Source organism: Devosia sp. A369 (genome assembly GCF_054489345.1).
In genome coordinates, this window is record NZ_JBTMWV010000001.1 from 137123 (window position 1) to 163885 (window position 26763).

At 63.5% G+C, this 26763-nt stretch carries 24 protein-coding genes; 14 read left to right on the forward strand and 10 right to left on the reverse strand.

Annotated elements, in window-relative coordinates:
* Positions 1–141: 141 nt before the first annotated feature.
* Positions 142–1371 (reverse strand): N-acetylmuramoyl-L-alanine amidase, encoded by a 1230-nt coding sequence (locus ACX3OZ_RS00655; protein ID WP_459095349.1) that lies wholly within the window; start codon positions 1369–1371, stop codon positions 142–144.
* A gap of 643 nt (positions 1372–2014) precedes the next feature.
* Here ACX3OZ_RS00655 and ACX3OZ_RS00660 point away from each other — a divergent pair.
* Positions 2015–4738: an Rne/Rng family ribonuclease gene (locus ACX3OZ_RS00660; protein ID WP_459095348.1), complete on the forward strand. Its 2724-nt coding sequence runs from the start codon at positions 2015–2017 to the stop codon at positions 4736–4738.
* A gap of 298 nt (positions 4739–5036) precedes the next feature.
* Here ACX3OZ_RS00660 and ACX3OZ_RS00665 read toward each other — a convergent pair whose 3' ends face one another.
* Both ACX3OZ_RS00665 and folD read right to left on the reverse strand, forming a co-directional pair.
* Complete coding sequence (locus tag ACX3OZ_RS00665) at positions 5037–5585, reverse strand: DUF1643 domain-containing protein (protein ID WP_459103636.1); 549 nt, start codon at positions 5583–5585, stop codon at positions 5037–5039.
* Positions 5582–6484, reverse strand: a complete 903-nt coding sequence (gene folD, locus ACX3OZ_RS00670; protein WP_459103637.1) for a bifunctional methylenetetrahydrofolate dehydrogenase/methenyltetrahydrofolate cyclohydrolase FolD — start codon at positions 6482–6484, stop codon at positions 5582–5584. The genes ACX3OZ_RS00665 and folD overlap by 4 nt, the downstream gene beginning before the upstream one ends.
* 91 nt (positions 6485–6575) lie before the next feature.
* Here folD and ACX3OZ_RS00675 point away from each other — a divergent pair, with 91 nt between their 5' ends.
* Positions 6576–7010 (forward strand): DUF1801 domain-containing protein, encoded by a 435-nt coding sequence (locus tag ACX3OZ_RS00675; RefSeq protein ID WP_459103638.1) that lies wholly within the window; start codon positions 6576–6578, stop codon positions 7008–7010.
* A 341-nt stretch (positions 7011–7351) separates the two neighbouring features.
* Positions 7352–8827 (forward strand): AMP nucleosidase, encoded by a 1476-nt coding sequence (locus tag ACX3OZ_RS00680; RefSeq protein WP_459095344.1) that lies wholly within the window; start codon positions 7352–7354, stop codon positions 8825–8827.
* Positions 8828–9029: 202 nt separating this feature from the next.
* Here the strand turns inward: ACX3OZ_RS00680 and eno are convergent, their stop codons facing one another.
* Positions 9030–10307 (reverse strand): phosphopyruvate hydratase, encoded by a 1278-nt coding sequence (gene eno / locus ACX3OZ_RS00685; protein ID WP_459103639.1) that lies wholly within the window; start codon positions 10305–10307, stop codon positions 9030–9032.
* A 191-nt stretch (positions 10308–10498) separates the two neighbouring features.
* On the opposite strand from eno, the gene ACX3OZ_RS00690 reads away from it, so the two are divergent.
* The gene (locus ACX3OZ_RS00690) at positions 10499–10930 is read left to right on the forward strand and encodes a VOC family protein (protein WP_459103640.1); all 432 of its coding nucleotides are present in this window, start codon (positions 10499–10501) and stop codon (positions 10928–10930) included.
* Between the two features lie 336 nt (positions 10931–11266).
* On the opposite strand, the gene ACX3OZ_RS00695 is transcribed toward ACX3OZ_RS00690, so the two are convergent.
* From ACX3OZ_RS00695 to tpiA, 5 genes are all read right to left on the reverse strand, one after another.
* Entirely contained in the window at positions 11267–11443 is a 177-nt protein-coding gene (locus ACX3OZ_RS00695; protein WP_459103641.1) for a DUF4169 family protein, read from the reverse strand.
* 46 nt (positions 11444–11489) lie between these two features.
* Positions 11490–11990 (reverse strand): GNAT family N-acetyltransferase, encoded by a 501-nt coding sequence (locus tag ACX3OZ_RS00700; RefSeq protein WP_459103642.1) that lies wholly within the window; start codon positions 11988–11990, stop codon positions 11490–11492.
* The gene (locus tag ACX3OZ_RS00705; RefSeq protein WP_459095339.1) at positions 11990–13618 is read right to left on the reverse strand and encodes a CTP synthase; all 1629 of its coding nucleotides are present in this window, start codon (positions 13616–13618) and stop codon (positions 11990–11992) included. Before ACX3OZ_RS00705 ends, ACX3OZ_RS00700 begins: the two co-directional genes overlap by 1 nt.
* Positions 13619–13732: 114 nt before the next feature.
* Positions 13733–14242: a preprotein translocase subunit SecG gene (gene secG, locus ACX3OZ_RS00710; protein ID WP_459095338.1), complete on the reverse strand. Its 510-nt coding sequence runs from the start codon at positions 14240–14242 to the stop codon at positions 13733–13735.
* Between the two features lie 110 nt (positions 14243–14352).
* Positions 14353–15108 (reverse strand): triose-phosphate isomerase, encoded by a 756-nt coding sequence (gene tpiA / locus ACX3OZ_RS00715; RefSeq protein ID WP_459095337.1) that lies wholly within the window; start codon positions 15106–15108, stop codon positions 14353–14355.
* Between the two features lie 120 nt (positions 15109–15228).
* On the opposite strand from tpiA, the gene ACX3OZ_RS00720 reads away from it, so the two are divergent.
* From ACX3OZ_RS00720 to ACX3OZ_RS00765, 10 genes are all read left to right on the forward strand, one after another.
* Complete coding sequence (locus ACX3OZ_RS00720) at positions 15229–17100, forward strand: peptidylprolyl isomerase (protein WP_459103643.1); 1872 nt, start codon at positions 15229–15231, stop codon at positions 17098–17100.
* Positions 17101–17140: 40 nt separating this feature from the next.
* Positions 17141–18649, forward strand: coding sequence for an anthranilate synthase component I (gene trpE, locus ACX3OZ_RS00725; RefSeq protein ID WP_459095335.1), 1509 nt, complete (start codon positions 17141–17143; stop codon positions 18647–18649).
* 257 nt (positions 18650–18906) lie between these two features.
* Complete coding sequence (locus ACX3OZ_RS00730; protein ID WP_459095334.1) at positions 18907–19506, forward strand: anthranilate synthase component II; 600 nt, start codon at positions 18907–18909, stop codon at positions 19504–19506.
* Entirely contained in the window at positions 19506–20525 is a 1020-nt protein-coding gene (trpD, locus tag ACX3OZ_RS00735; RefSeq protein ID WP_459103644.1) for an anthranilate phosphoribosyltransferase, read from the forward strand. The genes ACX3OZ_RS00730 and trpD overlap by 1 nt, the downstream gene beginning before the upstream one ends.
* Positions 20522–21334, forward strand: a complete 813-nt coding sequence (gene trpC / locus ACX3OZ_RS00740) for an indole-3-glycerol phosphate synthase TrpC (RefSeq protein WP_459095332.1) — start codon at positions 20522–20524, stop codon at positions 21332–21334. The genes trpD and trpC overlap by 4 nt, the downstream gene beginning before the upstream one ends.
* Positions 21334–21810 (forward strand): cyclic pyranopterin monophosphate synthase MoaC, encoded by a 477-nt coding sequence (gene moaC, locus ACX3OZ_RS00745; RefSeq protein ID WP_459095331.1) that lies wholly within the window; start codon positions 21334–21336, stop codon positions 21808–21810. Before trpC ends, moaC begins: the two co-directional genes overlap by 1 nt.
* Positions 21807–23009 carry a molybdopterin molybdotransferase MoeA gene (locus ACX3OZ_RS00750; protein WP_459103645.1) on the forward strand — a complete coding sequence of 401 codons (1203 nt, stop codon included), beginning with the start codon at positions 21807–21809 and terminating at the stop codon, positions 23007–23009. Before moaC ends, ACX3OZ_RS00750 begins: the two co-directional genes overlap by 4 nt.
* An 87-nt stretch (positions 23010–23096) precedes the next feature.
* On the forward strand, positions 23097–23810 hold the full coding sequence (gene lexA / locus ACX3OZ_RS00755; protein ID WP_459095329.1) for a transcriptional repressor LexA: 714 nt from the start codon (positions 23097–23099) through the stop codon (positions 23808–23810).
* A 46-nt stretch (positions 23811–23856) separates the two neighbouring features.
* Entirely contained in the window at positions 23857–24270 is a 414-nt protein-coding gene (locus tag ACX3OZ_RS00760) for an NUDIX hydrolase (protein WP_459095328.1), read from the forward strand.
* Between the two features lie 260 nt (positions 24271–24530).
* Positions 24531–24743 carry a cold-shock protein gene (locus tag ACX3OZ_RS00765; RefSeq protein ID WP_332688260.1) on the forward strand — a complete coding sequence of 71 codons (213 nt, stop codon included), beginning with the start codon at positions 24531–24533 and terminating at the stop codon, positions 24741–24743.
* A 151-nt stretch (positions 24744–24894) separates the two neighbouring features.
* Here the strand turns inward: ACX3OZ_RS00765 and ACX3OZ_RS00770 are convergent, their stop codons facing one another.
* Positions 24895–26706 carry an IlvD/Edd family dehydratase gene (locus ACX3OZ_RS00770; RefSeq protein ID WP_459095327.1) on the reverse strand — a complete coding sequence of 604 codons (1812 nt, stop codon included), beginning with the start codon at positions 26704–26706 and terminating at the stop codon, positions 24895–24897.
* Between the last annotated feature and the right edge of the window lie 57 nt (positions 26707–26763).

Here is a 26763-nt window from a genome sequence, read left to right on the forward strand (position 1 = left end):
AAAACCATCCGACGCGGCGCCTGCGGAGCGCGCCCGACACACCGCAGAATCATACCAGACAGCGACCCGAAAGTGGATCAAAAGCCCGACATGACAGAGCGTTACCCGGCGCTTGGCGCAGCCCGTGACGGAATTATCACATCACTCGTCGGGGGCCAGGCTGTCGAAATAGGTGGAAATGCCCCGCGCCAGCGCGTCGGCGGTACGGTCCTGCCATTGGCCCTGCAGCAGATTGGCCATGTCGTCGGCGTTGGATAAAAACCCCAGTTCCACCAGCACCGACGGCACATCAGGCGCCTGCAGCACGAAGAAATCGGCCTGCCGCACTGGGAAGCGGCGCAGTTCGACGCTCGGCTCCAGTTGATGCACGATGGCCTGTGCCGCCATGAACGAGAGATGCCGCATTTCGCGCCGCATCAGATCGAGCAGGATATCCACTACGGCAGGCGCCATTTGCGGCATGGCGAAGCCGGCGATCACGTCGGTCTTGTTCTCGCTATCGGCCAGCACCTTGTCGAGCACATCGGTGGCCTTCTCGTCCCTGGTATAGACGCTGGCGCCCCGGATTTCGGGCTGCTGGAAGCTGTCGGCATGGATCGAGATGAACAGATCAGCCTTGTTGGTCCGCGCCAGCGCCACGCGTTCCTCCAGTCGCAGAAAAGTATCGTCCTGCCGGGTCAGCGCCACATCGAAGCGCCCCGAGCCCACCAGCAATTCTTGCAGGCGCAGCGCAAAGGCCAGCACGATGTCCTTTTCCCTGATGCCCGTCGCCGTCTCCGCGCCGCTGTCGATGCCGCCATGACCGGGGTCGATAACCACCAGCGGGCGCGTCGCAATGGGCAGTTCCGAGCCGCCGGCGGGTGTCGGCGCCGTCGCGACCGGCGCTACCGTGCCGGCCAGGTCGCGCGCCACATTGGCGGCAAATTCGTCAGCCGTCGCCGGGATGATATCCACCACCAGCCGGGCCGGCTGATCCTCGAACGGATCGAGCACATAGGCCTGCTGCACCTGTGCGGGCGCAGACAGCACCAGCGTGGTGCGCACCCGGTCGGGCGCCGCCTGCTCCACCTGATAATCGGCAATCATGCCCTCGCCCGCCGGTTCGCCATTCGGCTCCGGCACCGACAGGGTCGCCGCCCGCACATCGATGGCCAGCCGATCGGGGTCGCTCAGCGACACCAGCGCGAATTCGGTCCGGTCCGCCAGATCGATCACCAGCCGCGCCCGCTCCGGCGTGGCCGAGACGCGCACATCCATGACATTGGGCAGCGCAATCGGCGCCGTCGCCACCGGCGCAGCGTCGGCGGGCACGTCCTGGGCCTGCACCGCGCCAAGCACAGCGCAGGCGACCACCAGCTGAAGAACAAGCAAACGAAGGGATTTCAACAAGCGCAGACCGGCCCCATATTCTTGTCAGCGCCCTGTGCCACCCGGATCGGGCGATTCTACGGCGCGTCGGCTCTTATGCGATGATTTGCACAGCGGGCCAAGAACGCCCGACACAACCTCCGACACAATGGTTTGAGCGTGTCGATTTTGACTTTCCTGTTGCCATTCTGATGCAACATCCCTACACGCTAAACAGGAGGCGCATGCTTCTTGCGGAACCAGTTTTATGTTGCCCCTCGGGCAAATGACAGCGGCGCGGGAGGTGGCCAGCCAACGGGGCGGAGAAAATTCCCCGAAGACTGGTTCAGAAGCGGCAAATCCTGCGCTTCGCGACAAATTTCGGTCCCCCTGGACCGGACGGTTGCCATTCATCCCTGGATGTCAGGCAACCCAATAGGAAGAGGTCAGATGGCCCGCAAGCGGACAGAACGCGACGCGATCGAGATTACCGATTGCCGTTTTGCCACGCTGCATCTTCCGGCCGTGACCATACATACCCGCGCGCTCAAGGCAGAGCTTCTGCGCGCCAATCCCCCCAAACCATTCGCCTCGCACAGCGCCACCAGAAGGATGCCGGCTATCCGGCGGCCTCTTGTCGGCGCGCGAGCGCGCGGAGTTCACTTTTATGGCTACCAAGAGAATGCTGGTGGATGCCATCCACCCGGAAGAAACACGGATTGTCGTTACGGCGGGTAACCGCCTTGAGGAATTCGACTTTGAATCGGCCCAGCGCCGCCAGCTGCGGGGCAATATCTACCTCGCCAAGGTAACGCGCGTTGAGCCGTCGCTGCAGGCTGCCTTCGTGGAATATGGCGGCAATCGCCATGGCTTCCTGGCCTTCAGCGAAATTCACCCCGACTATTACCAGATCCCGGTTGCCGACCGCGAAGCCCTGCTGCGCGACGAAGAGGCCGAGGACGATCATCATGATGATCACCACGACGACGAGATCTCGTTGCCGGAAGGCGTCACCGAGCCCGACGCCGACGCCGATCCGCAGGATGATGGCGACGCCAGCCATATCGAACAGGCCCCGGTCAATTCCGAGCCGGTCGAATCGATCGGTGGCGCCGACGCGCTTGAGGAAGTGCCGGAGCGTCGTCGTTCCAGCAATAATCGCCGTCACTACAAGATCCAGGAAGTCATCAAGCGCCGGCAGGTGATGCTGGTGCAGGTGGTCAAGGAAGAGCGCGGCAATAAGGGCGCGGCTCTCACCACCTACCTGTCGCTGGCTGGCCGTTATTCGGTGCTGATGCCCAATACCGCCCGTGGCGGCGGCATTTCGCGCAAGATCACCAACGCTGCCGACCGCAAACGCCTCAAGGAAATCACCTCCGATCTGGAAGTGCCGCAGGGCATGGGCGTGATTTTGCGCACCGCCGGCGCCTCGCGCACCAAGGCCGAGGTCAAGCGCGACTTCGAATATCTGATGCGCCTGTGGGAGAGCGTGCGCGAGCTGACGCTCAAGAGCCAGGCTCCGTGCCTGGTCTATGAGGAAGGCTCGCTGATCAAGCGGACCATTCGCGACCTCTACAACAAGGACATCGATGAAGTGTTCGTGGCGGGCGACAACGCCTACCGCGAAGCCAAGGACTTCATGCGCATGATCATGCCGAGCCACGCCAAGAACGTGCAGCTCTACAAGGATGATCAGCCGCTGTTCTCCAAGTATGGCATTGAAGCCCAGCTCGATTCGATGTTCTCGCCCACGGTCACCCTGCCCTCCGGCGGCTATATCGTGATCAACCCGACTGAAGCGCTCGTTTCCATCGACGTGAACTCGGGCCGCTCCACCAAGGAGCACAATATCGAGGACACCGCGCTCCAGACCAATCTGGAAGCCGCCGAGGAAGTCAGCCGCCAGCTCCGCCTGCGCGATCTGGCCGGCCTGATCGTCATCGACTTCATCGACATGATGGAGAACCGCTCCAACCGGGCCGTCGAGCGCAAGCTCAAGGATTGCCTGAAGGACGACCGCGCCCGCATCCAGGTTGGCCGCATTTCGCACTTTGGCCTGATGGAAATGAGCCGTCAGCGCATCCGCTTCGGCGTCGTCGAAAGCTCCACCCACAAGTGCCCGATCTGCGACGGCACCGGGCTGGTGCGTTCGGTCGAGTCGCTGGCGCTGATGATCATGCGCCATATTGAGGAGCATGTGCTGCGCCGCCAGGGCCAGTCGATCAACGTCCGCGTCCCGGTCGACGTCGCGCTCTACATCCTCAACTTCAAGCGCGAGACTCTGGTCGCGCTGGAAATCCGCAATCAGCTGTCGATCACCATCACCGCTGACGGCAAGTTGACCGGTCACCAGTTCGCCATCGAAAAGGGCGAAGCCCGCGTCATGGCCTACACCGACACCCGCGTCACCGAGCACGTCCGGGTTGATAGCGCCATCATCGAAGACGCCGATGAGGACGAGATCGACGAAGTCGAGGTCGAGGCCGAAGTCGAAGAGCAGCCCGCCGAAGCCGGTGAAGGCGAAAACGGCCGTCGCCGTCGCCGTCGCCGCCGTCGTGGCGGTGAACGCAGCGACGACGCCACCGCCCAGCCGCAGCGCGCTGCAGCTCCGGTCGCCGTCGAAAGCGAGACCGAAGCCGACGCCGAGGGTGACGCTGACGACGAGGGCAATGACGCGCCGGCATCCGGCGATGCCCAGTCCGATGACGAGCCGCGCAAGCGCCGTCGCCGGGGCCGCCGTGGCGGTCGCCGCAATCGTCGCGATGGTGAAGAGACCGGCACCAATGCCGCAACGTCGGACGACAGCGTAACGGTCACCGAGACCGAAGCGGTTGCCGTCGAGGCTGCGCCTGAAGTGGCCAAACTCGAACCGGTCGCCGCCGACGCTCCGGCCGAAAAGCCCAAGCGCACCCGTCGCAAGAAGGTGGAAGAGACCGCTGAGTCCGCACCGCTGGAATCGGCTCCGGTCGCAGCAGTGCCCGAGGCTGATGCCGACGCTGAAGCCGAAGCGCCTGCCGCTGAGGAAAAGCCCAAGCGCAAGCCGCGGGCTCGCAAGCCCAAGGCCGAAACCGCTGAAGCCGCTCCGGCTGACTCGGTGACTGAAGCTGCCGCGCCCGTCGCCAAGGCCCCAGCCCGCCGGCCGGCTGCCCCCAAGGCGGCTCCGGTTGCAGCTGCGCCAGCTGAGACCGCACCGGTTGCGGCTGCACAGGCTGAGGCAACACCCGCTGACGAGGCCGAAGCGCCCAAGCCGCGCCGCGCCAAGAAGGAACTGCCGGCCGAGGGGGTTGTCGTGACCTCCAGCGCCGCCCCCAAGGCGGAAGCCGAAGGCGAGGAGCAGCCCGAGCCGAAGAAGAAAGCCGGCTGGTGGCAGCGCCGCCTCGGTCTAGGCTAGAAACACCAAAGGCGGCCTCCGGGCCGCCTTTTTTTTGATCTGAGTGGAGCGCGTGGCGCTTGCGGCGAGCCCCCTCACCCGTCCCAAACGCGGTGTCATCCCGGCCTTGAGCCGGGACCCATCCTGAGATGAATCCACCGGCGCGATCCGAGGATGGGCCCCGGCTCAAGGCCGGGGTGACATCGTGGGGTGGGGCGAGATGTGTGTTTGGCCACCGGCCAAATCCCCTCGCCCCGCCGGGGAGAGGGTTAGGGTGAGGGGTGCGATTGCCGGACACCACACGCCCCTGCGGACAATCCTACCCCTCGAACCGCACCAGCGGCGTATCCGCCCGCAAATACAGCGGATGCTTGGGCGAGCCATCACCATTGGTACCGAAGCACCACAGCCCCACGCCATCGCCGCGCAATGCCGCCACCAACGCCGCCCCGGCCGGCGCCAGCGCCTTGTTGAGCTTGCCGTGGCACAGCACCACCAGATCGGCTCCCGCCGCTGCCTGGAGGATCGCTGGCAGATTGGCGTCGGACACCGCCACCACGCCGGGTTCGAGCAGCATCTTGGGATGGGTGGCGCGATAGTCGCCGACATTGGCCTTGACCATCGCCGCATAGCCTTCGCGATTGGCAAAAGTCCATTCGCGGGCGCAGGTGGGGTCGTTGACCGTGGCGTCGGCGGTGCTGGGGTTCATGCCGATAAACAGCACATAACGCTCGGGGAAGCGCTCGCCGGTCCAGCGCCGCATCAACTGGCGGTGACGGCCATCGGGGCTCATCACCGCGTCGCCATTGACGCCCGGCATCAGCTTCAGCCGGACCTTGCCGCCAGGGTCATGCGCCGCAAGGCTCATGCCGTCAGATCGCTCGGTGGCATCAGGCCGTGGATCAGCGAGGCGGTGGTGATCGTATTGGCCAAGAGGCACGCAATGGTCATCGGCCCGACGCCGCCCGGCACCGGCGTAATGGCGCCGGCGACGTCCTTGGCCGTGGCGAACTCCACATCGCCCACCAGCCGCGTCTTGCCCTCGCCCTTGTCGGGCGCCGGCACGCGATTGATGCCCACATCGATCACCGTGGCGCCCGGCTTGATCCAGTCGCCCCTGATCATCTCGGGCCGACCCACGGCGGCAACCACGATATCGGCGCCGCGCACCACGTCAGCCAGATTCTGCGTCTTGGAATGGGCGACGGTGACGGTGCAATTCTCGCGCAGCAGCAGCTGCATCATCGGTTTGCCCACCAGATTGGAGCGGCCGATGATCACCGCATTGAGCCCGGCCAGCGAACCCAGCTGGTCACGCAGCAGCATCAGACAGCCCAGTGGCGTGCAGGAGACCGGCCCGGGGAGCCCGATCTGCACCTTGCCAACATTGGCCGGGGTGAAGCAGTCGACATCCTTGGACGGCGCGATAGCCTCGATCACCTTGATGGAATCGATATGGGCCGGAAGCGGCAATTGCACAAGAATGCCATGCACTTGCTCGTCGCTGTTCAAGCGCCGGACCAGCTCCAGCAATTCGGCTTCGCTGACATCTTCGGCCAGTTCATATTTGAACGAGGCCATGCCCACTTCGGCGGTCTGCTTGGCCTTGTTGGTCACATAGACCTGACTGGCCGGATCATGCCCGACAATCACCACGGCAAGGCCCGGTGTAATGCCATGCTCGGCCTTGAGGCGGCTCACATGGCCGGCGACGCGGGTCCGCAGTCCCTCGGCAAAACTCTTGCCGTCGATGATCTTGGCCGTCATGGAAACCTCCTGATGCTGCAACGTGGCGCAGCAATAGAAAAGACGGCGGGCTTCGTCTACCGTCTTGGAGCAAACAGCACGCGGAGCGGCCATGTATAAACAGAAGACCCAGGCTGATACCGGCGATGTCGATGAATTTCTGGCAGCCGTGCCGGACCCGGTCAAACGCGCCGACAGCTATGCCTTGATCGCCCTGATGCAGCAGGTCAGCGGCGAGCCACCCGTGCTGTGGGGCAGCATGATCGGCTTCGGCCGCTATCACTATAAATACCCCACCGGCCATGAGGGTGACGCCTTCCTCATCGGCTTCGCGCCGCGCAAAGCCGAATTCAGCCTCTATCTGATGGGCTGCTATTTCCCCGAGGAGACCGAGCGCCGTGATGCGCTGCTGGCGCGGCTGGGCAAGCACCGCATGGGTAAGGCCTGTCTCTACATCAAGCGGCTCAGCGATATCGACATTGAGGTGGTGCGCGAGCTGAGCGAAATCTCGGTGCGCGTATTGCGCGCGACCTATCCCGATCCCTGAAAAGAAAAAGACCGCAATGGCATTGCTGCCATTGCGGTCTGGGGAACGTCGGCCAACCGCGCTGTTGAGGGCTTGGGGGACAAGCGGCCAGCACATCGTTCCTCGCTCACCGGTTTGCATGGGTCGCTTGCCGTGCCAGTGAACTGCCTGAGAAGATGGGGGCCAATTGCGGCAATAAAAGAGCCCATCACACCGATGTGAAACAAGTGCCAGCGCGGCCCCGCAGTTGAAGCGCCGCCCAGAAGCTGTCATCTAAAATGGCTAGACGTTGCCCGGATACGCAGCGCCCGATTCCGCCCGCAGGCAGGCCCGATCCGGGGTCTGCGAGATGAAAGAGCACCATGACCACAATCAGCCCGCCACGCCTCGATAAACAGTCCTTCACCGATCCGGCACTGGCCTGGGAGCATCTGGCGGCGCTCTATCACCGCAATACCAGCTTCATTCGCGGCCATCTGGCCGAGCTGGCGCGGGGCGTGGTGCCCGAAGGCCGGGTGCGCGCCTGCTACCCGCAGGTGGAAGTGCGCTCCACCAGCTATAGCCGGCACGAGAGCACCCTGCCCTATGGGTTCCTGCATACCCCCGGCCTCTACCGCACCACGGTGACGGCGCCCGATCTGTTCCGCACCTATTTCCAGGACCAGTTCGCTGCCATTCTCAACAATCACGGCGGCACCATCGACATCGCCGAATCCGACACCCCGATCCCGCTGCATTTCGCCGTGCAGGCCAATGAGCGGGTTGATGGCGAGGCGCTCAACGCCCTCAACATCCCGCTGCGCGATGTGTTCGATGCGCCCGATCTGGCCAATACCGACGACGAAATCGCCAATGGCACCTTCGTGCCCCCCAAGGGCGGACCCTACCCGCTCTCGACCTTCACCGCGCCGCGCGTCGACTATTCGCTGTTCCGGCTCAGCCACTACACCGGCACCGACGCCGCCCATTTCCAGAACTTCGTCATCTTCACCAATTACGCCTTCTACATCGACGAATTCTGCCGCATCGCCAAAACCTATATGCAGGACGGCCACACCCATTACGAGAGCTTCATCGAGCCCGGCAATGTGGTGACCGATAACGCCCTGCGCGGCGGCAATGTCGCCGGCACCGCCCCGGTGCGCGCGCCGCAAATGCCGGCCTATCATCTGACCGCCCCCAAGGGGCGTGGCATTACCATGGTCAATATCGGCGTCGGCCCCTCCAACGCCAAGACCATCACCGACCATATCGCCGTGCTGCGCCCGCATGCCTGGATCATGCTGGGCCACTGCGCCGGCCTGCGCAATTCCCAGGAGCTGGGCGATTACGTGCTGGCCAATGCCTATGTGCGGGAAGACCATGTGCTCGACGCTGATCTGCCGCTGACCGTGCCGGTGCCGGCGCTGGCCGAAGTGCAGGTGGCGCTGGAACAGGCGGTGGAGGAAATCACCCACACCGCCGGCGTCGAAACCAAGAAGATCATGCGCACCGGCACCGTCGCCACCTTCGACAACCGCAATTGGGAACTGCGCGACCAGACCGAGATCGTGCGCCAGCTCAGCCAGTCCCGCGCCGTGGCGCTGGACATGGAAAGCGCCACCATCGCCGCCAACGGCTTCCGCTTCCGCGTCCCCTACGGCACCCTGCTCTGCGTCTCCGACAAGCCGCTGCATGGCGAACTGAAACTCCCCGGCATGGCCTCGGACTTCTACCGCACCCAGGTCAACCGCCATTTGCAGATCGGCCTGCTCGCCATGGAAATCCTCCGCGACCAGCCCGCCGAACGCCTCCACTCCCGCAAACTCCGCAGCTTTGCAGAGACTGCGTTTCAGTAGCACCGCGCCTGCCCCACCCACCGAACGATACCTCCCCCTTGACGGGGGAGGCTAGGAGGGGGTGCGAGAGCCCCGATGATCGAGGACACCCCACCCTTGATCCCTCCCCGCAAGGGGGAGGGTATCGACTGAAAATTCTGTGCGTCAAAACAAAAAAGCCCGGCATCACTGCCGGGCTTTTCCAATTCAATTCGTCGAAAACTTAGCGGCCCTTGACCACCGAATAGCCGGCATATTTCGCCGTCGAGCCGAGCTGCTCTTCGATGCGGATCAGCTGGTTATACTTGGCCAGGCGATCCGAGCGTGACAGCGAGCCGGTCTTGATCTGCCCGCAGTTGAGCGCCACGGCGAGGTCGGCAATGGTCGAATCCTCGGTTTCGCCCGAGCGATGCGACATCACCGAGGTGTAGCCAGCGCGGTGCGCAGTATCGACGGCATTGAGCGTCTCGCTGAGCGAGCCGATCTGGTTGACCTTGACCAGGATCGAGTTGGCGACGCCCATCTTGATGCCCGACACCAGGCGCTGCGTGTTGGTGACGAACAGATCGTCGCCGACCAGCTGCACCTTCTTGCCGATGGCCTCGGTCAGCGCCTTCCAGCCGTCCCAATCGTCCTCGGCCATGCCGTCTTCGATAGTGATGATCGGGAAGCGATTGGCCAGATCTTCGAGGTAGCGCACGTTTTCCTCGGACGACAGCGACTTGCCCTCGCCGACCATCTCGTATTTGCCGCCCTTGTAATATTCGGTCGCCGCGCAATCGAGGCCGAGGAAAATGTCCTCGCCCGGACGATAGCCGGCCTTTTCGATCGAGCGCATGATGAAGCCCAGCGCTTCGTCGGAGGAGCCAAGATTCGGCGCGAAGCCGCCTTCATCGCCCACATTGGTATTGTGGCCGTCAGCCGACAGACCCTTTTTGAGCGTATGGAAGATTTCCGAGCCGATGCGCACCGCGTCGGCCAGGTTTTCCGCGCCCACTGGCAGGATCATGAATTCCTGCATGTCGATCGGGTTATCGGCATGCTCGCCGCCATTGATGATGTTCATCATCGGCACTGGCAGCACATGCGCGTTCGGGCCGCCGATATAGCGGTAGAACGGCAATTCGCTCGATTCGGCGGCAGCCTTGGCCACGGCCAGCGACACGCCCAGAATGGCGTTGGCGCCGAGGCGCGACTTGTTCGGCGTGCCGTCGAGTTCGATCATCGCCTGATCGACGCCGAGCTGGTCCAGCGCGTCCATGCCCTGAATTTCGTCGAAAATGGCGACGTTGACGTTCTCGATGGCCTGGGTCACGCCCTTGCCGCCATATTTCTGGCCGCCGTCGCGCAGCTCGACGGCCTCATGCGCGCCGGTCGATGCGCCTGACGGCACCGCGGCCCGACCGAAGCTGCCGTCGTCCAGCACCACATCGACTTCGACCGTGGGATTGCCGCGGCTGTCATAGATCTGGCGGCCGGAGACGTGGATGATTGAAGACATCGGATAAAGCCCTTTCCCGGATGGGATTGCACAGTGTTCGCGTCTTCCTAGACGGCTCAGGTGACAAGTAAAAGGGGGCAGCCCGCAAAAGCCGTCCCAGCGCCCCGAAAAGCCGCCAATCGCCGCAACGAGCATTGGCGGGCACCGCGAAATCGGCTTGTATTGGCGATAGTGCAACGCAAGGACGCCGAATGACCAAGCCCCTGATCAAGCAGGTCGCCCATACCTGCATTTTCGCCCACGACCTCGACGCCACCGAGGCATTCTACCGCGACGTGTTCGGCATCCCCACCGCATTCAATTTCCAGCGCGGCCCCGACCGCATCGGCTATTACCTCGATTTCGGCGCCCGCACCTTCGTGGAAGTGTTCCGCAAAGCCGAATCCAGCTTCGCCGAAACCAACCAGATCAACCACATCTGCCTCGAAACCGAAGACCTCGACGCCCTGCTCACCCATGTGCGGACCCAGGGCGTGACCATCACCGACAAGAAACTCGGCACCGACGGCACCTGGCAGTCCTGGACCAATGACCCCAACGGGGTGAAGCTGGAGATCTTCCAATACACCGCCGACAGCCTGCAGTTTAAACCGCATGGCTCGGTGTGTGAGGTGACCTGGTAGGATTTTGGGCTGGGTGGATTTGGGTACGATCCCGCCCCCACCACGGTGTCACCCCGGCCTCGAGCCGGGGCCCATCCCCCGATCAAGCCGCTGACCACATCTCAAGATGGGTCCCGGCTCAAGGCCGGGATGACACCGAGTTTGAATTGCTGGCAACAGCCCAATAAGCTCCAGACCGATCGACTAGCTGACAAGATCAGAGCTCCCCGCCATCACCACCCGACTTGTTCGGGTGGTCCAGGGGATGCTCAACCATCGATGGATTGCCGGGACAAGCCCGGCAATGACGGCGGCACTAAAATCAGGATGCGTTGGACGACCGCCCGGACCGCCCCCCTACTCGTCCTTCTTGTGCCCATCAATCCGCCGCTCAGCCAGCGCCTTCTCCGCCGCCTGCGTCAGCTTCTCGGCTTTGCTCCGCCCAAACAGCACGCGGTTCTGCGACGCCTGCACCTCTTTTTCGGCGCGGGCCTTCTGCTTGCGGACATTTTTGAGGTTGATGATCTCGGCCATGCCATGCCCTCCAGATTGGAGCGCCACTATAGCGCGCGAAATCGGATCAGGCGACCGGCCGCATGAGCGCCAGATAGATGCTGTGGCACCATTCCTCGCCGAGCAGGAAGGTGTTCTCCGCCCGCCCGGTTTCGACAAAGCCCAGCCGGGCCAGCACCGCCAGCGACGCCAGATTGCGCGGATCGACATCGGCTCGCAACTCGGTGGCGGCGGTCTGGGTGAAGGCATAGTCGACAAAGGCTCGCGACGCCTCGGTGGCAATGCCCTGCCCCCAATAGTCCCGATGCAGCATGAAGCCGAAATCGGGCAACCGGCCAGCGCCGACCGTGCCGATGACACGGCCATCCATTTCAATGAGGAAATCTTCGCCGCCCGCCGCCGTGCGAGCGATCATCTGCTCCAGCCAAGGGCCCGTCACAGCGCGACTGGCATGGGGCAGTGTTGACCAGTAGCGCATGGCCACCGGGTCACTCATGATCTCGAACATGGCGTCGAGATCATGCAGATGCGGGCGACGGAGCAGCAGGCGCGCCGTCGCAAGTTCCATCAGACCAACCGGCTCTGATCCATCGCGGCAGCAATGAAGCTGGCGAACAGCGGATGCGGCTCAAACGGCTTCGACTTTAGTTCCGGGTGGAACTGCACGCCGATGAACCACGGATGGTCGGTGCGCTCGACGATTTCCGGCAGCTTGCCATCAGGCGACACGCCGGAGAACAGCAAGCCGTTCTTTTCCAGCAGCTTGCGGTAATCCATGTTCACCTCATAGCGGTGACGATGGCGCTCGGAAATCCGGGTGGTGCCGTAAATGTCGGCCACCCGCGAACCGCGCGTCAGCTGCGCCGGATAGGCGCCCAGCCGCATGGTGCCGCCCAGATCGCCTTCGGAGGCGCGGGTCTCGGTGTCGTTGCCCTTGACCCACTCGGTCATCATGCCAACCACCGGCTCCTTGGTCGGGCCAAATTCGGTGGAGGAGGCATTCTTGATGCCGGCGGTGTTGCGGGCCGCTTCAACGCAGGCCATCTGCATGCCGAAGCAGATGCCGAAATACGGCACATCCTTGACGCGGGCAAAGCGGGCTGCCTCGATCTTGCCGGCCGAACCGCGCTCGCCAAAGCCGCCCGGCACCAGAATGCCATGCACATGCTCAAGATAGGGCGCCGGATCGTCGCGCTCGAACACTTCCGAGTCGATCCACTGCAAGTTCACCTTGACCTTGTTGGCGATGCCGCCATGGATCAGCGCCTCCGACAGCGACTTATAGGCGTCCTTGAGGCCGGTATATTTGCCGACGATGGCGATATTGACCTCGCCCTCGGGGTTATGCACGCGGGCCGACACCTGCTCCCAGGCCGACAAATCCGGCGCCGGAGCGTCGGTAATGCCGAAGGAGGCGAGGATTTCGGTGTCGAGGCCTTCCTTGTGATAGGCCAGCGGCACGTCATAGATCGAGCCGACGTCGAGGCCCTGGATGACGGCGCTTTCGCGCACATTGCAGAACAGGCTGAGCTTCTTCTTTTCCCCATCGGGGATGGGCCTGTCGCAGCGCACCAGCAGCACATCGGGCGCAATGCCGATGGAGCGCAGCTCGCGCACCGAATGCTGGGTCGGCTTGGTCTTGAGTTCACCGGCCGAGGGAATATAGGGCATCAGCGTCAGATGCAGATAGCAGGCGTGGTTGCGCGGCAGATCATTGCCGAGCTGGCGCAGCGCCTCGAAATACGGCAGGCCTTCGATATCGCCGACCGTGCCGCCGACTTCGACCAGCACGAAATCGAATTCTTCGTTGCCTTCAACGACGAATTCCTTGATCGCGTCGGTGACGTGCGGAATGACCTGCACGGTAGCGCCGAGATATTCGCCGCGGCGTTCCTTGGCGAGAATGTCGGAATAGATCCGGCCCGTGGTGATGTTGTCGCGCTTGTTGGCCGCGCGGCCCGTGAAGCGCTCATAGTGACCAAGATCGAGATCAGTCTCGGCCCCGTCATCCGTGACGAACACTTCGCCATGCTGGGTGGGCGACATCGTGCCCGGATCAATATTGAGATAGGGGTCGAGCTTCCTCAGGCGGACCTTGTAGCCGCGCGCTTGCAGCACGGCGCCAAGCGCCGCCGATGCAAGACCTTTACCCAATGAGGAGACCACGCCTCCGGTGATGAATACGTACCGAGCCATGGGCGTTCACCTTAATCACATCAGCGCCGATTCGCAGAGCGGGCAAGCCGATCTACACAAAAAGAAGAAGGGGATGTTGCCATCCCCTTCTTTTGCAACTTCGCCTCGCGGCGATCAGTTGGTCGCCGGAGCCGGCGTTTCCGCAGGTGCCTCGGGCACCGGCAGGTCGCCAGAGGCGTCCGGAGTAGCAGTCGACTCGGCAGCCGGAGCAGGAGCCGGCACGGAATCCGCCGTCACCGGGTCGGCGCCAGCAGGCGCAACCGGATCGGTCGTCGGAACCGGCAGATCGGACGCCGGAGCGCCACCCTGCAGCGCATTGAGCGCATCAAGCACGCTGCCCGGTGCGGCGCCATCCTGGGTGGTGGCGGCACGGTCGAGAATGCTTGAGGTGGTGCGGTCGATTTGCGACATCACAGTCAGGCCGATTGCCGTGGCAAAAAACAAGGTCGCCAGAATCGCTGTGGAGCGGGTCAGCAGATTGGCCGAACCGCGCGCGGTCATGAAGCCGCCGCCGCCACCACCGCCACCAATGCCCAGCGCACCGCCCTCAGAGCGTTGCAGCAGGATCACGGCGATCAGCGCCAGCACGATCAGCAAATAGGCCACGATCAGGACGTTTGCCATTGTGTCTCAGTCTATAGGTCGGTCAAAAGATGCGGCCTCATACACGGCCCACGCCGCAAATGCCAGAGGCCGGGCGGAATTTCCGACCAGCTTCTGGCGCTCACGACGCACTACACAGCGGAGATAATGGTCGCGAAGTCTTTTGCCAAGAGGCTGGCGCCACCGACCAGCCCGCCATTGACGTTGTCGATGGCCAGGATTTCGCGGGCATTCTGCGGCTTGAGCGAACCACCATAGAGAATATGGATGCTCTCGCCCTGTGCGCCGAAGCGCTCGACCAGCTGGGCCCGGATCGAATTATGCATCTGGGCAATGTCGTCATTGCTCGGGGTGCGGCCGGTGCCGATGGCCCAGACCGGCTCATAGGCGACAATGACCTGATGCTGTTCGGCGGCATCGGGAATCGAACCGGCCAATTGGGCGGACACCACCGACTCGGCCCGGCCCGCATCGCGGTCGGCCTCGGTCTCGCCGACGCAAATGATTGGCTTCAGCCCGGCGCCGAGCGCGGCTTCCGCCTTGGCCCGCACCTGTTCATCGGTTTCGCCATAGCTGGCGCGGCGTTCCGAATGGCCGACGATCACATATTGGGCACCGGCATCGGCCAGCATCGGCGCGGCGAGGTCCCCGGTATGGGCGCCGGAGGCAGCGGCGTGGCAATCCTGCCCACCCGCCAGAATGCCGGCGCTCGCCCCCTGCCGTGCCACCGCAGCCAGCATGGTTGCTGGCGGGCAGATGACGACGACAGCGCGCGGAGCGTCCCCGGTGGTGAGCATGTCTGCCAGTGCCGTCAGCTGCTCCAGCGACGCCCGCAAGCCGTTCATTTTCCAGTTGCCAGCGATCAGCGGCGTGATTGTCGTTGTCATCTTTGCTCCTGTACCTCTTGCACCTGGGTAAGCTTTGCCCTAACCCCAGCTGTCAAAATGGATTACTAGTGCCCTCCCGCTGCCGCGGTAAAGCCCGGTGTTACCAACGGAACGTCTCAGATGCTCGATAGTTTGCGTGACTTTGCAAAATCCTGGCCCGGCAAGGTCATGGGCGCCTTTCTTCTGGCAGGCCTTGCGGGCTTCGGCATCAACAACGTTATCACCGATCTGGGCAGCAGCACCGTTGCCCGTGTCGGCGATGCGGAGATCAACTCCCGCCAGTTCCTGCGCGCCTATCAGAACGAAGTGAACGCCTGGGCCCAGCGCTACGGCACCTTCCCCACCGCTGAAGAAGCCATGAATTTGGGCATTCCCTCGGCCGTGCTGCAAAATCTGGCACAGGGCGCCGCATTGGACCAGATGGCCTCCAGCTTCGGCCTCGGCGTCTCCGAGCACAAGCTAAGCGAGATGCTGCGCGAGGATCCCTCGTTCCAAAACGCTCTGGGGACCTTCAATCCGACCAGCTTCAGCCAGGTGCTGCAGCAAAGCGGGATTACCGAGGCGGAATATTTCCAGACCCAGTCCGACGCCGCGCGGCGCGAACAGCTGATCCTCAGCCTGTTTGCCGACACCACGCTCCCCACCACCGCGTCCAGCCTGATCAACCGCTACATCGCCGACCAGCGCACCATCGACTATTTCGTGCTGGCCGAAACCAATATCGACACCCCCGCCGCTCCCACCGAGGCTGAGCTGACCGCTTACCTCGCCGAGCACCAGGCCGAATTCCGCACCGTCGAAACCCGCCGGGTGCAGATGCTGCGCCTGTCGACTGCCGAGCTGGCCGCCACCAAGACCATCGACGACGAGGCCATTGCCGCCGAATATGAGCGGACCAAGGCCAATCTGACCAAGCCGGAACGCCGCACCATCCAGCAGGTCGTGCTCAATGCCGAGCAGGTCACCGCCTTCGAAGCCGGTCTCGCCGCCGGTACGCCCTTCGAAGCCCTGATCGCCGAAGCCGGCCTGACCCCGACCGATCTGGGCACCATGGCCCAGGCCGACATCACCGATGCCAATCTCGCCAACGCCGCTTTTGGCCTGGCCGAGGGTGGCTTTGCCGTGATCGACGGTGTCGCTGGCAAGCGCGCCGTGCATGTGTCGGCCATTGATGCCGGCGGCGTCCCCAGCCTCGCCGATGCCCATGACCAGATCGCCGAAGCCCTGGCCATGACCGCGGCTCGCAACGACATTGCCGAAGTGCAGGACCAGATCGAGGAATTGCGCGCCGCCTTCCGCCCGCTGACCGAAATCGCCCAGCGCTTTGGCCTCGACCTCTATGAGGCCGATGTCACCGCCAGCGGCACCGAACTGTCGGTCCTGCCCAATCTGGCCGCCGAAGACGCGCCGCGCGTCACCCAGGCCATTTTCAAGGCCGCCGAAGGTGCGCTGACCCCGTCCATCTCGCTGGCCGGCAATGGCAATCTGTGGTTCGACCTCAACACCATCGAACCCGCCCGCGACCAGACGCTGGACGAAGTGCGCGACACCCTGGTCGACACCGTCACCACCGAGCGCATCAACAACGCCATTCTGGCCGCCCAGGCCGATGCGGTGAAGCGGCTCGACAATGGCGAAGCCCTGGCCGACGTGGCCGCGTCCTACAACGTCTTCCCGCAGTTCAGCCTGCCCTTCACCCGCTTCGGTTCGGAAGACGGCACCGTCGATCCCGCTGTGGCCTCGGCCGCCTTTGCCGGCGACGCCAATCACCACGGCGCCACCGTCAGCCAGTCGGGCGAGTTCATCGTCTTCCAGGTCACCGACCTGACCGAAGCCGAAGGCACCCTGCCGGTGGCGGACAACACCAGCATCGAAAGCCAGGCGCGCGACGGCCTCTATGCCGATTTCATCACCGCCATCCGCGACGATGCCGGCCTGCGCATCAATCAGCAGGCGCTGGAGCAGGCGCTTACACTCAATACCGGCCTGTAAACCCACAGGCCGGACTTTTCCTGAACGGGACACCATGACGATGGCCGACGACTTGTATCAGCGCTTCTCCGAGCAATATGACGCTGGAAAATCGCAGATCGTCTGGCGTCGCATCGTGGCCGATCTCGAAACGCCCGTCGGCACCTATCTCAAGCTGGCCCAGGGTCGCCAGAACACCTTCCTGTTCGAATCCGTGCAGGACGGGGCGATCCGGGGCCGCTATTCGATCATCGGCAGCCAGCCCGACGTGATCCTCAAGGTCGAGGCCGGCACCGCCTCGATCAATCGCTCGGCCCAGATCGATGACGCCCGTTTCGAGCCCCTGCCCGCGCTGCCGCTCGACGCGCTGCGCGCTCTGGTGGCCGACAGCAAGGTCGACGTGCCCGAGGGCCTGCCGCCGCAATCGGCCGGCGTCTATGGCTTTCTCGGCTACGAGATGGTCCGCTACATGGAGAAGCTGCCCGACAGCAATCCGGACCATCTAAACACCCCCGAAGCCATCTTGATGCGGCCCTCATTGCTGGCGATTTTCGACACGCTCAAGGACGAACTGTATCTGACCGCGCCGGTCTATGTCCGTGCCGGCGTCTCGGCCCGTCAGGCCTATGAGGCCGCCGAAGCCCGCATTGACGACGCCATCGAGCGGCTGGGCCGGGCCCTGCCCCCGACTGCCGCGCTGCCCGACCTCGAATCCATCACCGTCACCAGCAACACGTCGAAAGACGAGTATTTTGCCATGGTGGCCAAGGCCAAGGACTACATCACCGCCGGCGATATTTTCCAGGTGGTGGTGAGCCAGCGTTTCGAGGCCGAATTCAATCTGCCGCCGACCGCGCTCTATCGCGCCCTGCGCCGGACCAATCCCAGCCCCTATATGTATTTCCTCGATTTCGGCGGCTTTGCCATTGCCGGCTCGAGCCCTGAAATCCTGGTGCGGGTGCAGGATGGCGAGGTCACCATTCGCCCCATCGCCGGCACCCGCAAGCGCGGCTCGACCCCGACCCGCGATGCCGAACTGGCCGCCGAACTGCTGGCCGATCCCAAGGAACTGGCCGAGCATCTGATGCTGCTCGACCTCGGCCGCAACGATGTCGGCCGCGTTGCCAAGACCGGCACGGTCAAGGTGACCGACAAATTCTTCCTCGAATATTATTCTCACGTCATGCACATCGTCTCCAATGTCGTCGGTGTGCTCGACCCGAAATATGACTTCGTCGACGCCCTCTCCGCCGGCTTCCCCGCCGGCACCGTCTCCGGCGCGCCCAAAGTGCGTGCCATGGAAATCATCGACGAGTTGGAGAAATCCAAGCGCGGCGTCTATGGTGGCTGTGTCGGCTATTTCAGCGCCGACGGCACCATGGACACCTGCATCGTGCTGCGCACCGGCATCCTCAAGGACGGCAAGCTCTATGTGCAGTCCGGCGCCGGCATCGTCGCCGACAGCCAGCCCGAGCTGGAACAGCTGGAATGCGAAAACAAGGCCCGCGCCGTCTTCAGCGCCGCCGAAGAAGCCCTCCGCTACGCCGGCGAACCGAGGATCGGGCAATGATGGGCGTGAACTTCACCTCGCCCCAATCTCGATGTCACCCCGGCCTTGAGCCGGGGCCCATCCTGAGATCAAACCGCACGACACCATCTCAGGATGGATCCCGGCTCAAGGCCGGGATGACACTGCGTTTGGGAAATCGTTCAGTGGCTGCACCAAGTCAGAAACTCACCGCCTCTCGATGGCGCAGCTGGTTCTAACGGGAGGCTCCACTGCGGAGCCGACCCAGTAGTCAAAACCACCTGCTGAGGACCAAACCCATGACCCGCACTCTCGTCATCGATAATTACGACAGCTTTACCTACAATCTTGTCCATTTCCTGGGCGAACTCGGCGCCGACCTCACCGTTGTGCGCAACGACAAGATCACCCTCGACGCCATCGCCACCATGGCCCCTGACGCCATCCTGCTGTCGCCCGGCCCGCGCACGCCCAATGAGGCGGGCATCTGCCTGGCGCTGATCGATCGCTTCCAGGCCGATATCCCCATTCTCGGTGTCTGCCTCGGCCATCAGGCCATCGGCCAGGCCATGGGTGGCGAGGTGGTGCGCGCGCCCCATCTGGTGCATGGCAAGACCTCCCGCATCAATCACACCGGCAAGGGCCTGTTCCGTGGGCTAAACGCCGGCTTCGAGGCGACGCGCTACCATTCGCTGATCGTTGACCAGAACAGCCTGCCCGATACACTCGAAGTGACGGCGACCACCGAGGATGGGCTGATCATGGGCATGCAGCACAAGACCCTGCCGCTGCATGGCGTGCAGTTCCACCCCGAAAGCATCGCTTCGGAAAACGGCCATGCGCTGCTGCAGAATTTCCTGAATCTGGCGCGCGACTTCAACCAGCAGAGGGCAGCGTAATGGATATCAAGGCAGCTCTGAACAAGATCGCCGACCGCAAGGACCTGACCGGCGAAGAAATGCGCGGCGTGATGCGCTTCATCATGGCCGGCGAAGCCACCCCCAGCCAGATCGGCGCTTTCCTGATGGGCATGCGTATCAAGGGCGAGACCGTCGGCGAAATCGCCGCCGCCGTCTCCATCATGCGCGAGCAGATGGTGCCGGTCGACGCGCCTGAAGACGCCATCGACATTGTCGGCACCGGCGGCGATGGCGGCGGCACGCTCAACATTTCGACTGCCAGCGCCATTGTTCTGGCGGCGGCGGGCGTTCCGGTGGCCAAGCATGGCAATCGCGCCCTGTCCTCCAAATCCGGCTCGTCGCAGGCGCTCGAAGCCCTCGGCGTCAAGCTCGACCTGACCCCGGCCGAAATTTCGCGCTGTATCCGCGACGCCGGCATCGGCTTCATGTTCGCGCCCAGCCACCATCCAACCATGCGCCATGTCGGCCCCGCTCGCGCCGAGCTGGGCGTGCGCACCATGTTCAACCTGCTCGGGCCGCAATCCAACCCGGCCGGCGTGCGCCGCTACATGCTGGGCGTCTATGCCCAGGAATGGGTGGAGCCCGTGGCCGCCGCCCTGCTCGCCAATCGCGCCATCAAGGCCTGGGTGGTGCATGGCAGCGACGGGCTCGACGAAATCACCGTTACCGGCCCCAGCTTCGTCGCCCAGATTGCCAATGGCGATCTGCGCAGCTTCGAGGTGACGCCCGAACAGGCCGGCCTCAAGCGGCATGATCCAAAAGACCTGCTCGGCGCTGACCCGGAATACAACGCCGCCACCATCCATGCCCTGTTCGACGGCGCGCCGGGCGCGTATCGGGATATTGTGCTACTCAATGCCGGCGCGGCGCTGATCGTCGCCGACAAGGTTGCCGATCTGCGCGAAGGCGCCGAAGCCGCCGCTGCGGTGATCGACAGCGGCAAAGCCAAACAAACCCTCGCCCGCCTCGTGGCGGTTTCGAACGGACGAGAGCAATGAGCGATATACTCCAGCAGATTGAAGTCTATAAGCGCGAAGAAATCGCGGCAGCCAAAGCCCTGCGCCCCTGGGCCGAAGTGGTGGCTCAGGCCCACGACCAGCCGCCGACGCGCGGCTTTGTCAAAGCCCTCAAGGCCAAACGCGCGGCCGGCGATTATGCGCTGATCGCCGAGGTGAAGAAGGCCAGCCCCTCCAAGGGACTGATCCGCGCCGATTTCAACCCGGCAGCCATCGCCCGCGCCTATGAATCGGCCGGCGCGGCGTGCCTCTCGGTGCTCACCGATGGCCCCAGCTTTCAGGGCTCGCCGGAATTTCTGAAGCAAGCCCGCGCCGCGACCCAATTGCCGGTACTGCGCAAGGACTTCCTGTTTGAAACCTATCAGGTGGCCGAAGCCCGCGCCTGGGGTGCCGACTGTATCCTGATCATCCTCGCCGCTGTAGGCGATGACGTGGCGCGCTATCTGCTCGACGCCGCCCATGAGTGGAAGATGGATGCGCTGGTGGAAGTGCATGACCAGCTCGAACTCGACCGGGCGCTGGCGCTGGATGCGAGCTTTATCGGCATCAACAACCGCAATCTGCGCACCTTCGAAACCACGCTCGACACGTCGGTCAAGCTGGCCGTCGGCGTGCCCAAATCCACCCTGCTGGTCAGCGAGAGCGGCATCGTCACCCACGACCACGTGCTGATGCTCGACCGCGACGCCAATATCGGCACCTTCCTCGTCGGCGAAAGCCTGATGCGGCAGGACGACGTGGCCGCCGCCACCCGCACCCTGCTGACCGGCGCATCACAGGTCGTCGCCTGATGACCCAGGGCCTCACCCACCTCAACGCCAAGGGCGAGGCCCATATCGTCGATATCGGCGATAAGGCCGTCACCCGTCGCCGCGCCGTGGCCCAGGCCCGCATTCTGGCTCGGGCCGAAACCATCGCCCTGATCATGGGCGGCGGTCTCAAAAAGGGCGATGCGCTGGCCGTGGCCCGCATCGCCGGCATCATGGCCGCCAAAAAGACCAGCGACCTCATTCCGCTCTGCCATCCGATTCCGCTGACCAAGGTCAGCGTCGATATCGAGCAGGACGGAGCCGAAGCGATTCTCATCCACGCCACGGCGGAAACCACCGGCCAGACCGGCGTCGAAATGGAAGCGCTGCTCGCCGCCTCGACCGCCGCGCTCACCCTTTACGACATGGCCAAGGCCATCGATCGCGGCATGACCATCACCGACATGTGCCTGCTGGAAAAATCCGGTGGCAAATCCGGCGACTTCTCCCGGCCATGAGCCTGCTACCGGTCGAATCCGCCATCGCCGCCATCCTCAACCGCGTTCCTGCCCCGACGCTGGAAACCGTGCCGCTCGCCCAGGCGGCCGGTCGCGTCCTGCTTGAGCCACTGCTCGCCACTCACGACCAGCTCCCCTTCAACGCCAGCGCCATGGACGGCTACGCCATGCGCGCCGCCGATGTGGTCGACGGCCACGCCCTGACCATTGTCGGCACCTCGCAAGCCGGTGCCGGCTTCTCCGGCACAATTGAGCCCGGCCAGGCCGTCCGCATCTTCACCGGCGCCCCGGTGCCCCCCGGCGCCGATACCGTCATCATGCAGGAAGAGGCCGTCGCAGCGGACGGCGTCGTCCGTTTCACCGCCCCGGCCCGGCTCGGTCACAGCATTCGCCCCCGCGGCAACGACTTTGCCACCGGCCAGCAATTGCTCGATCCGGGCATGCGCCTCGCCCCGATGCACCTCGCCGTCGCCGCCGCCGCCAATGCCGCAACTTTGGGCGTCGCCAAACGGCCGAACATTGCCCTGCTCGCCACCGGCGACGAATTGGTGCTGCCCGGCAACCCACTCGGAGCCGACCAGATTGTTGCATCAAACAGCTTTGGTCTGGCTCCTTTGTTCGCTCCCTACGCCCAATCTGTTACCGACCACGGCATCGCGCAAGATAACCGCAAGAAACTTGCCAGCATGCTGGCAGAAATCTTCGACAATCCGCCAGATATCTTGGTGACTACTGGCGGCGCCAGCGTCGGCGATCATGACATCGTGCAGGCGGTTTTGCTCGATCTCGGCGTGAAGCTGGACTTCTGGCGCATCAACATGCGCCCCGGTAAGCCCTTGATGTTTGGGACAAAAGGCAAGACGCTGATCTTCGGCCTGCCCGGAAATCCGGTCTCCGCCATGGTCACCGCCATGGTCTTCATCCGCCCTGCCCTCCGCGCCTGGCTCGGCCACCCCGAACCCACCCCCTGGCACCTTCCGCTGGCTGGTCCGACCCCACCCAATACTGCCCGCCGCCACTTCATGCGCGCGCAGCTATTGCACACAGCTAACGGCTTGCAATTGCTGCCTATTTCGCAAACCGACAGCGGCCATACCTCGTCGCTGGCGCGCGCCGATATGCTGATTATCCAGCCCGAAAACGACCCCGGCCAACCCGCCGGCACGCTAGTCGAAGCCCTCCCCGTGGACGGCTTCTGACAGTAAAAGCCCAAGGGATATTGCAGAACATAACTGGAACACGTATGGTCGTTCCGTCTATGTTCCGATTCTGCTCCCGAGGGGTCCATGCTCACGCGCAAACAACACGAGCTGCTGATGTTCATCCACGAGCGGATGAAGGAAAGCGGTATTCCACCATCCTTTGATGAGATGAAGGATGCGCTCGACCTGGCATCCAAATCGGGCATCCACCGGCTGATCACCGCACTCGAGGAACGTGGCTTCATCCGCCGCCTGCCCAACCGGGCCCGGGCATTGGAGGTGGTCAAGCTCCCCGATTCGATGAACCCATCGCTTGGCGGCCGCAAGACCCGCTTCGAGCCCTCGGTCATCGAAGGCAATCTGGGCAAGGTGGCGTCGCCCCCCTCGCGCATGTCGGCCGCTGATGACTATGCAAGGCCGATCGCCATCCCGGTCATGGGCCGCATCGCCGCCGGCACGCCGATCGAGGCGATCCAGACCCATTCCCACACCATCATGGTGCCGCCCGAAATGCTGGGCAGCGGCGAGCATTACGCGCTCGAAGTGCGCGGCGACTCGATGATCGATGCCGGCATTTTCGATGGCGATACCGTGCTCATCAAGAAGCAGGATGTCGCCAGCACCGGCGAGATCATCGTTGCTCTGGTAGATGATGAGGAAGCAACCCTTAAACGCCTGCGCCGCAAGGGGAATACAATCGCGCTGGAAGCGGCCAATCCCGCCTATGAAACCCGCATTTTCCCGCCTGACCGGGTCAAGGTGCAGGGTCGTCTGGTTGGACTTTTGCGCAAATACTGAGCCGACGGCTTTGACCTTTGGCCGGCATGACGGGCATAAATCTCGCATGCCGGCTCCCATCGAAAAGCTTTGCCCTGTGCTGCTCCGCCCCACGTCTGACGGGCCGGAGCTGCTGGTGTTTCGGCATCCGCTCGCCGGCGTACAACTGGTCAAGGGCACGCTTGAGGCTGATGAGACTATCGCCACCGGAGCGCTCCGCGAACTGGCCGAGGAGTCCGGCCTCACCCAAGCCATTGTGACGTCCGACCTGGGCAGCAGCCTTGCTATCGCTCCCGATCAACTCTGGCATTTTGTGCGCGTTGAGGCCGGACCGCTGGAATCACGCTGGCTTTTTGACACCGCGGATGATGGCGGCCACCGCTTTGCTTTTTTCTGGTGGCCGCTGGCGGCCGAGCCGGGTCCCGACTGGCACCCGATCTTCGTCCGGGCGCTGGCCCATATCAGGGCGGCGTTGGCGTAGCCCACTGCCGGTGTGGCGGGGATGAACAGCAAGCAGGCAGGCGGTTTGCTTGGGCTGCTGCATTGTTCTTGCAACCACTATTCGCGAGACCTTGCAATCGGCGCCATTTCGTGCCACATAGTGGGCATACGTTTTCAGCCTAAGTCGGCTGCCTAATGCCGGCGTGCCGGACCGTGGCTTCCTTCTCTACCATGCGAACGTTATTTTCCTTTGGCGTGTTGCCATTGGATAACCGCTCGTAAGAGCACAAGGAAACTATCATGTCCGTCATCACCGGCACCGTCAAATTCTTCAACACCACCAAGGGCTTCGGCTTCATTTCGCCTGAAAATGGCGGCAAGGATGCCTTCGTCCACATCTCCGCTGTTCAGCGTTCGGGCCTGCAGGGCCTGTATGAGAACGACAAGGTGACCTACGAGCTCGAGACCGGCCGTGACGGCAAGGAATCGGCAACGAACCTGACCCTGCTCTAGTTAGCAAGGCGAGCGCGCTTCGGCGCTGCTCGGTCAAGGGCCACCGCGTGAAAGCGCGGTGGCCCTTTTCTTTTGCGGGTTCTATCCCGCGCTGACCGGCAAAACAAAAGGCCCGCATCGAAATGCGGGCCTTTGCTATTTTGCCGTGCGCTTAGTGGTTGTCGCGCGGCACGCCTTCGGTCTGGGCGATGCGCTGATACTTCTCGGCTGGCTTGAGAATGGCGCCATCGCCCAGCTGGCTGACGATACCGCGCTGGATTTCCTGCCACGGCGTCTGGTGCTTGGGGTATTTGTAACCGCCCGCCGCTTCCAGTTCGGCCCGGCGCGTGGCGATGTCCTCATCCGAGATCAGGATATTGGCCTGGCCCTTGTTGAGGTCGATGCGCACCTTGTCGCCGGTCCGCAGGATAGCCAGATTGCCGCCGGCCGCTGCTTCGGGTGAAGCGTTGAGGATCGAGGGCGAACCCGAGGTGCCGGACTGGCGACCATCGCCAATGCAGGCCAGGGCATGAATGCCCTTCTTGATCAGATAGTTGGGCGGCCGCATGTTCACCACTTCGGCCGCACCGGGATAGCCGATGGGCCCTGCGCCACGCATGAACAGCAGGGTGTTTTCGTCGATTTCCAGCGCCGGATCGTCGATGCGGTGGTGATAGTCCTCGGGACCATCAAACACCACCGCCTTGCCTTCGAACATGCCGGGATGCGCCGGATTGTTGAGGTAGCGCTCCTTGAACTCGGAGGAGATGACGCTGGTCTTCATGATGGCGTTGTCGAACAGATTGCCGCGCAGCACCAGGAACCCGGCCTCCGCCTTGAGCGGATTGCCGAAATGCCGGATGACCTTGTCGTCCTGAATCACCGTGCTGGCGCAGTTTTCGCCGATGGTCTTGCCGTTGACGGTGGGCGCGTTCTCGCGGATCAGGCCCTGCGTCATCAGCTCGTTGACCACGGCGGGCACGCCGCCGGCATGGTAGAAATCCTCGCCGAGATATTCGCCGGCCGGCTGCAAATTCACCAGCAGCGGCACCTTGTGGCCCTGCTCCTGCCAATCATCGATATCCAGCGGTACGCCGATATGGCGGGCAATGGCGTTGATATGGATCGGCGCGTTGGTCGAGCCGCCAATGGCCGAATTGACCACGATGGCGTTGTGGAAATTGTCCTTGGTCATGATGTCGGACGGCTTGAGGTCTTCGTGGACCATGTCGACAATGCGCTTGCCGGTGCGATAGGCCATTTCCTGGCGGTCGCGATAGGGCGCGGGAATGGCGGCCGAACCGGGCAATTGCATGCCCAGCGCCTCGGCCAGCGAGTTCATCGTGCTGGCCGTGCCCATGGTGTTGCAGAAGCCGGTCGACGGCGCCGACGACGCCACCAGCTCGATGAACTGTGCATAGTCGATCTCGCCGGCGGCCATCATCTGGCGCGCCTTCCACACAATGGTGCCCGAGCCGGTGCGCTCGCCCTTGTGCCAGCCATTCAGCATCGGCCCAACCGACAGCGCGATGGCCGGAATATTGACGGTGGCCGCGCCCATCAGCATCGCCGGGGTGGTCTTGTCGCAACCGATGGTCAGCACCACGCCATCGAGCGGATAGCCGTACAGCACTTCGACGAGGCCGAGATAGGCCAGGTTGCGGTCGAGCCCGGCGGTGGGGCGCTTGCCGGTTTCCTGGATCGGATGCACCGGAAATTCGATGGCGATGCCGCCGGCTTCACGGATGCCCTCGCGCACGCGCTCGGCCAACACGATGTGATGGCGATTGCAGGGGCTGAGATCCGAGCCGGTCTGGGCAATGCCGATGATCGGCTTGCCCGACTGCAGTTCTTCCCGCGACACGCCAAAATTCATGTAGCGCTCAAGATAGAGCGCCGTCATATCCGGGTTGTCGGGATTGTCGAACCAGGCCCGCGAACGCAGTTTCTTGGGCGCCTCGCCCTGGCCATTGCCTGCAGTCATGTCATTTTCCTCTAGCGTCGCGAAACACACCGACGGGCCCGCGTTTGCAGCCGTTCT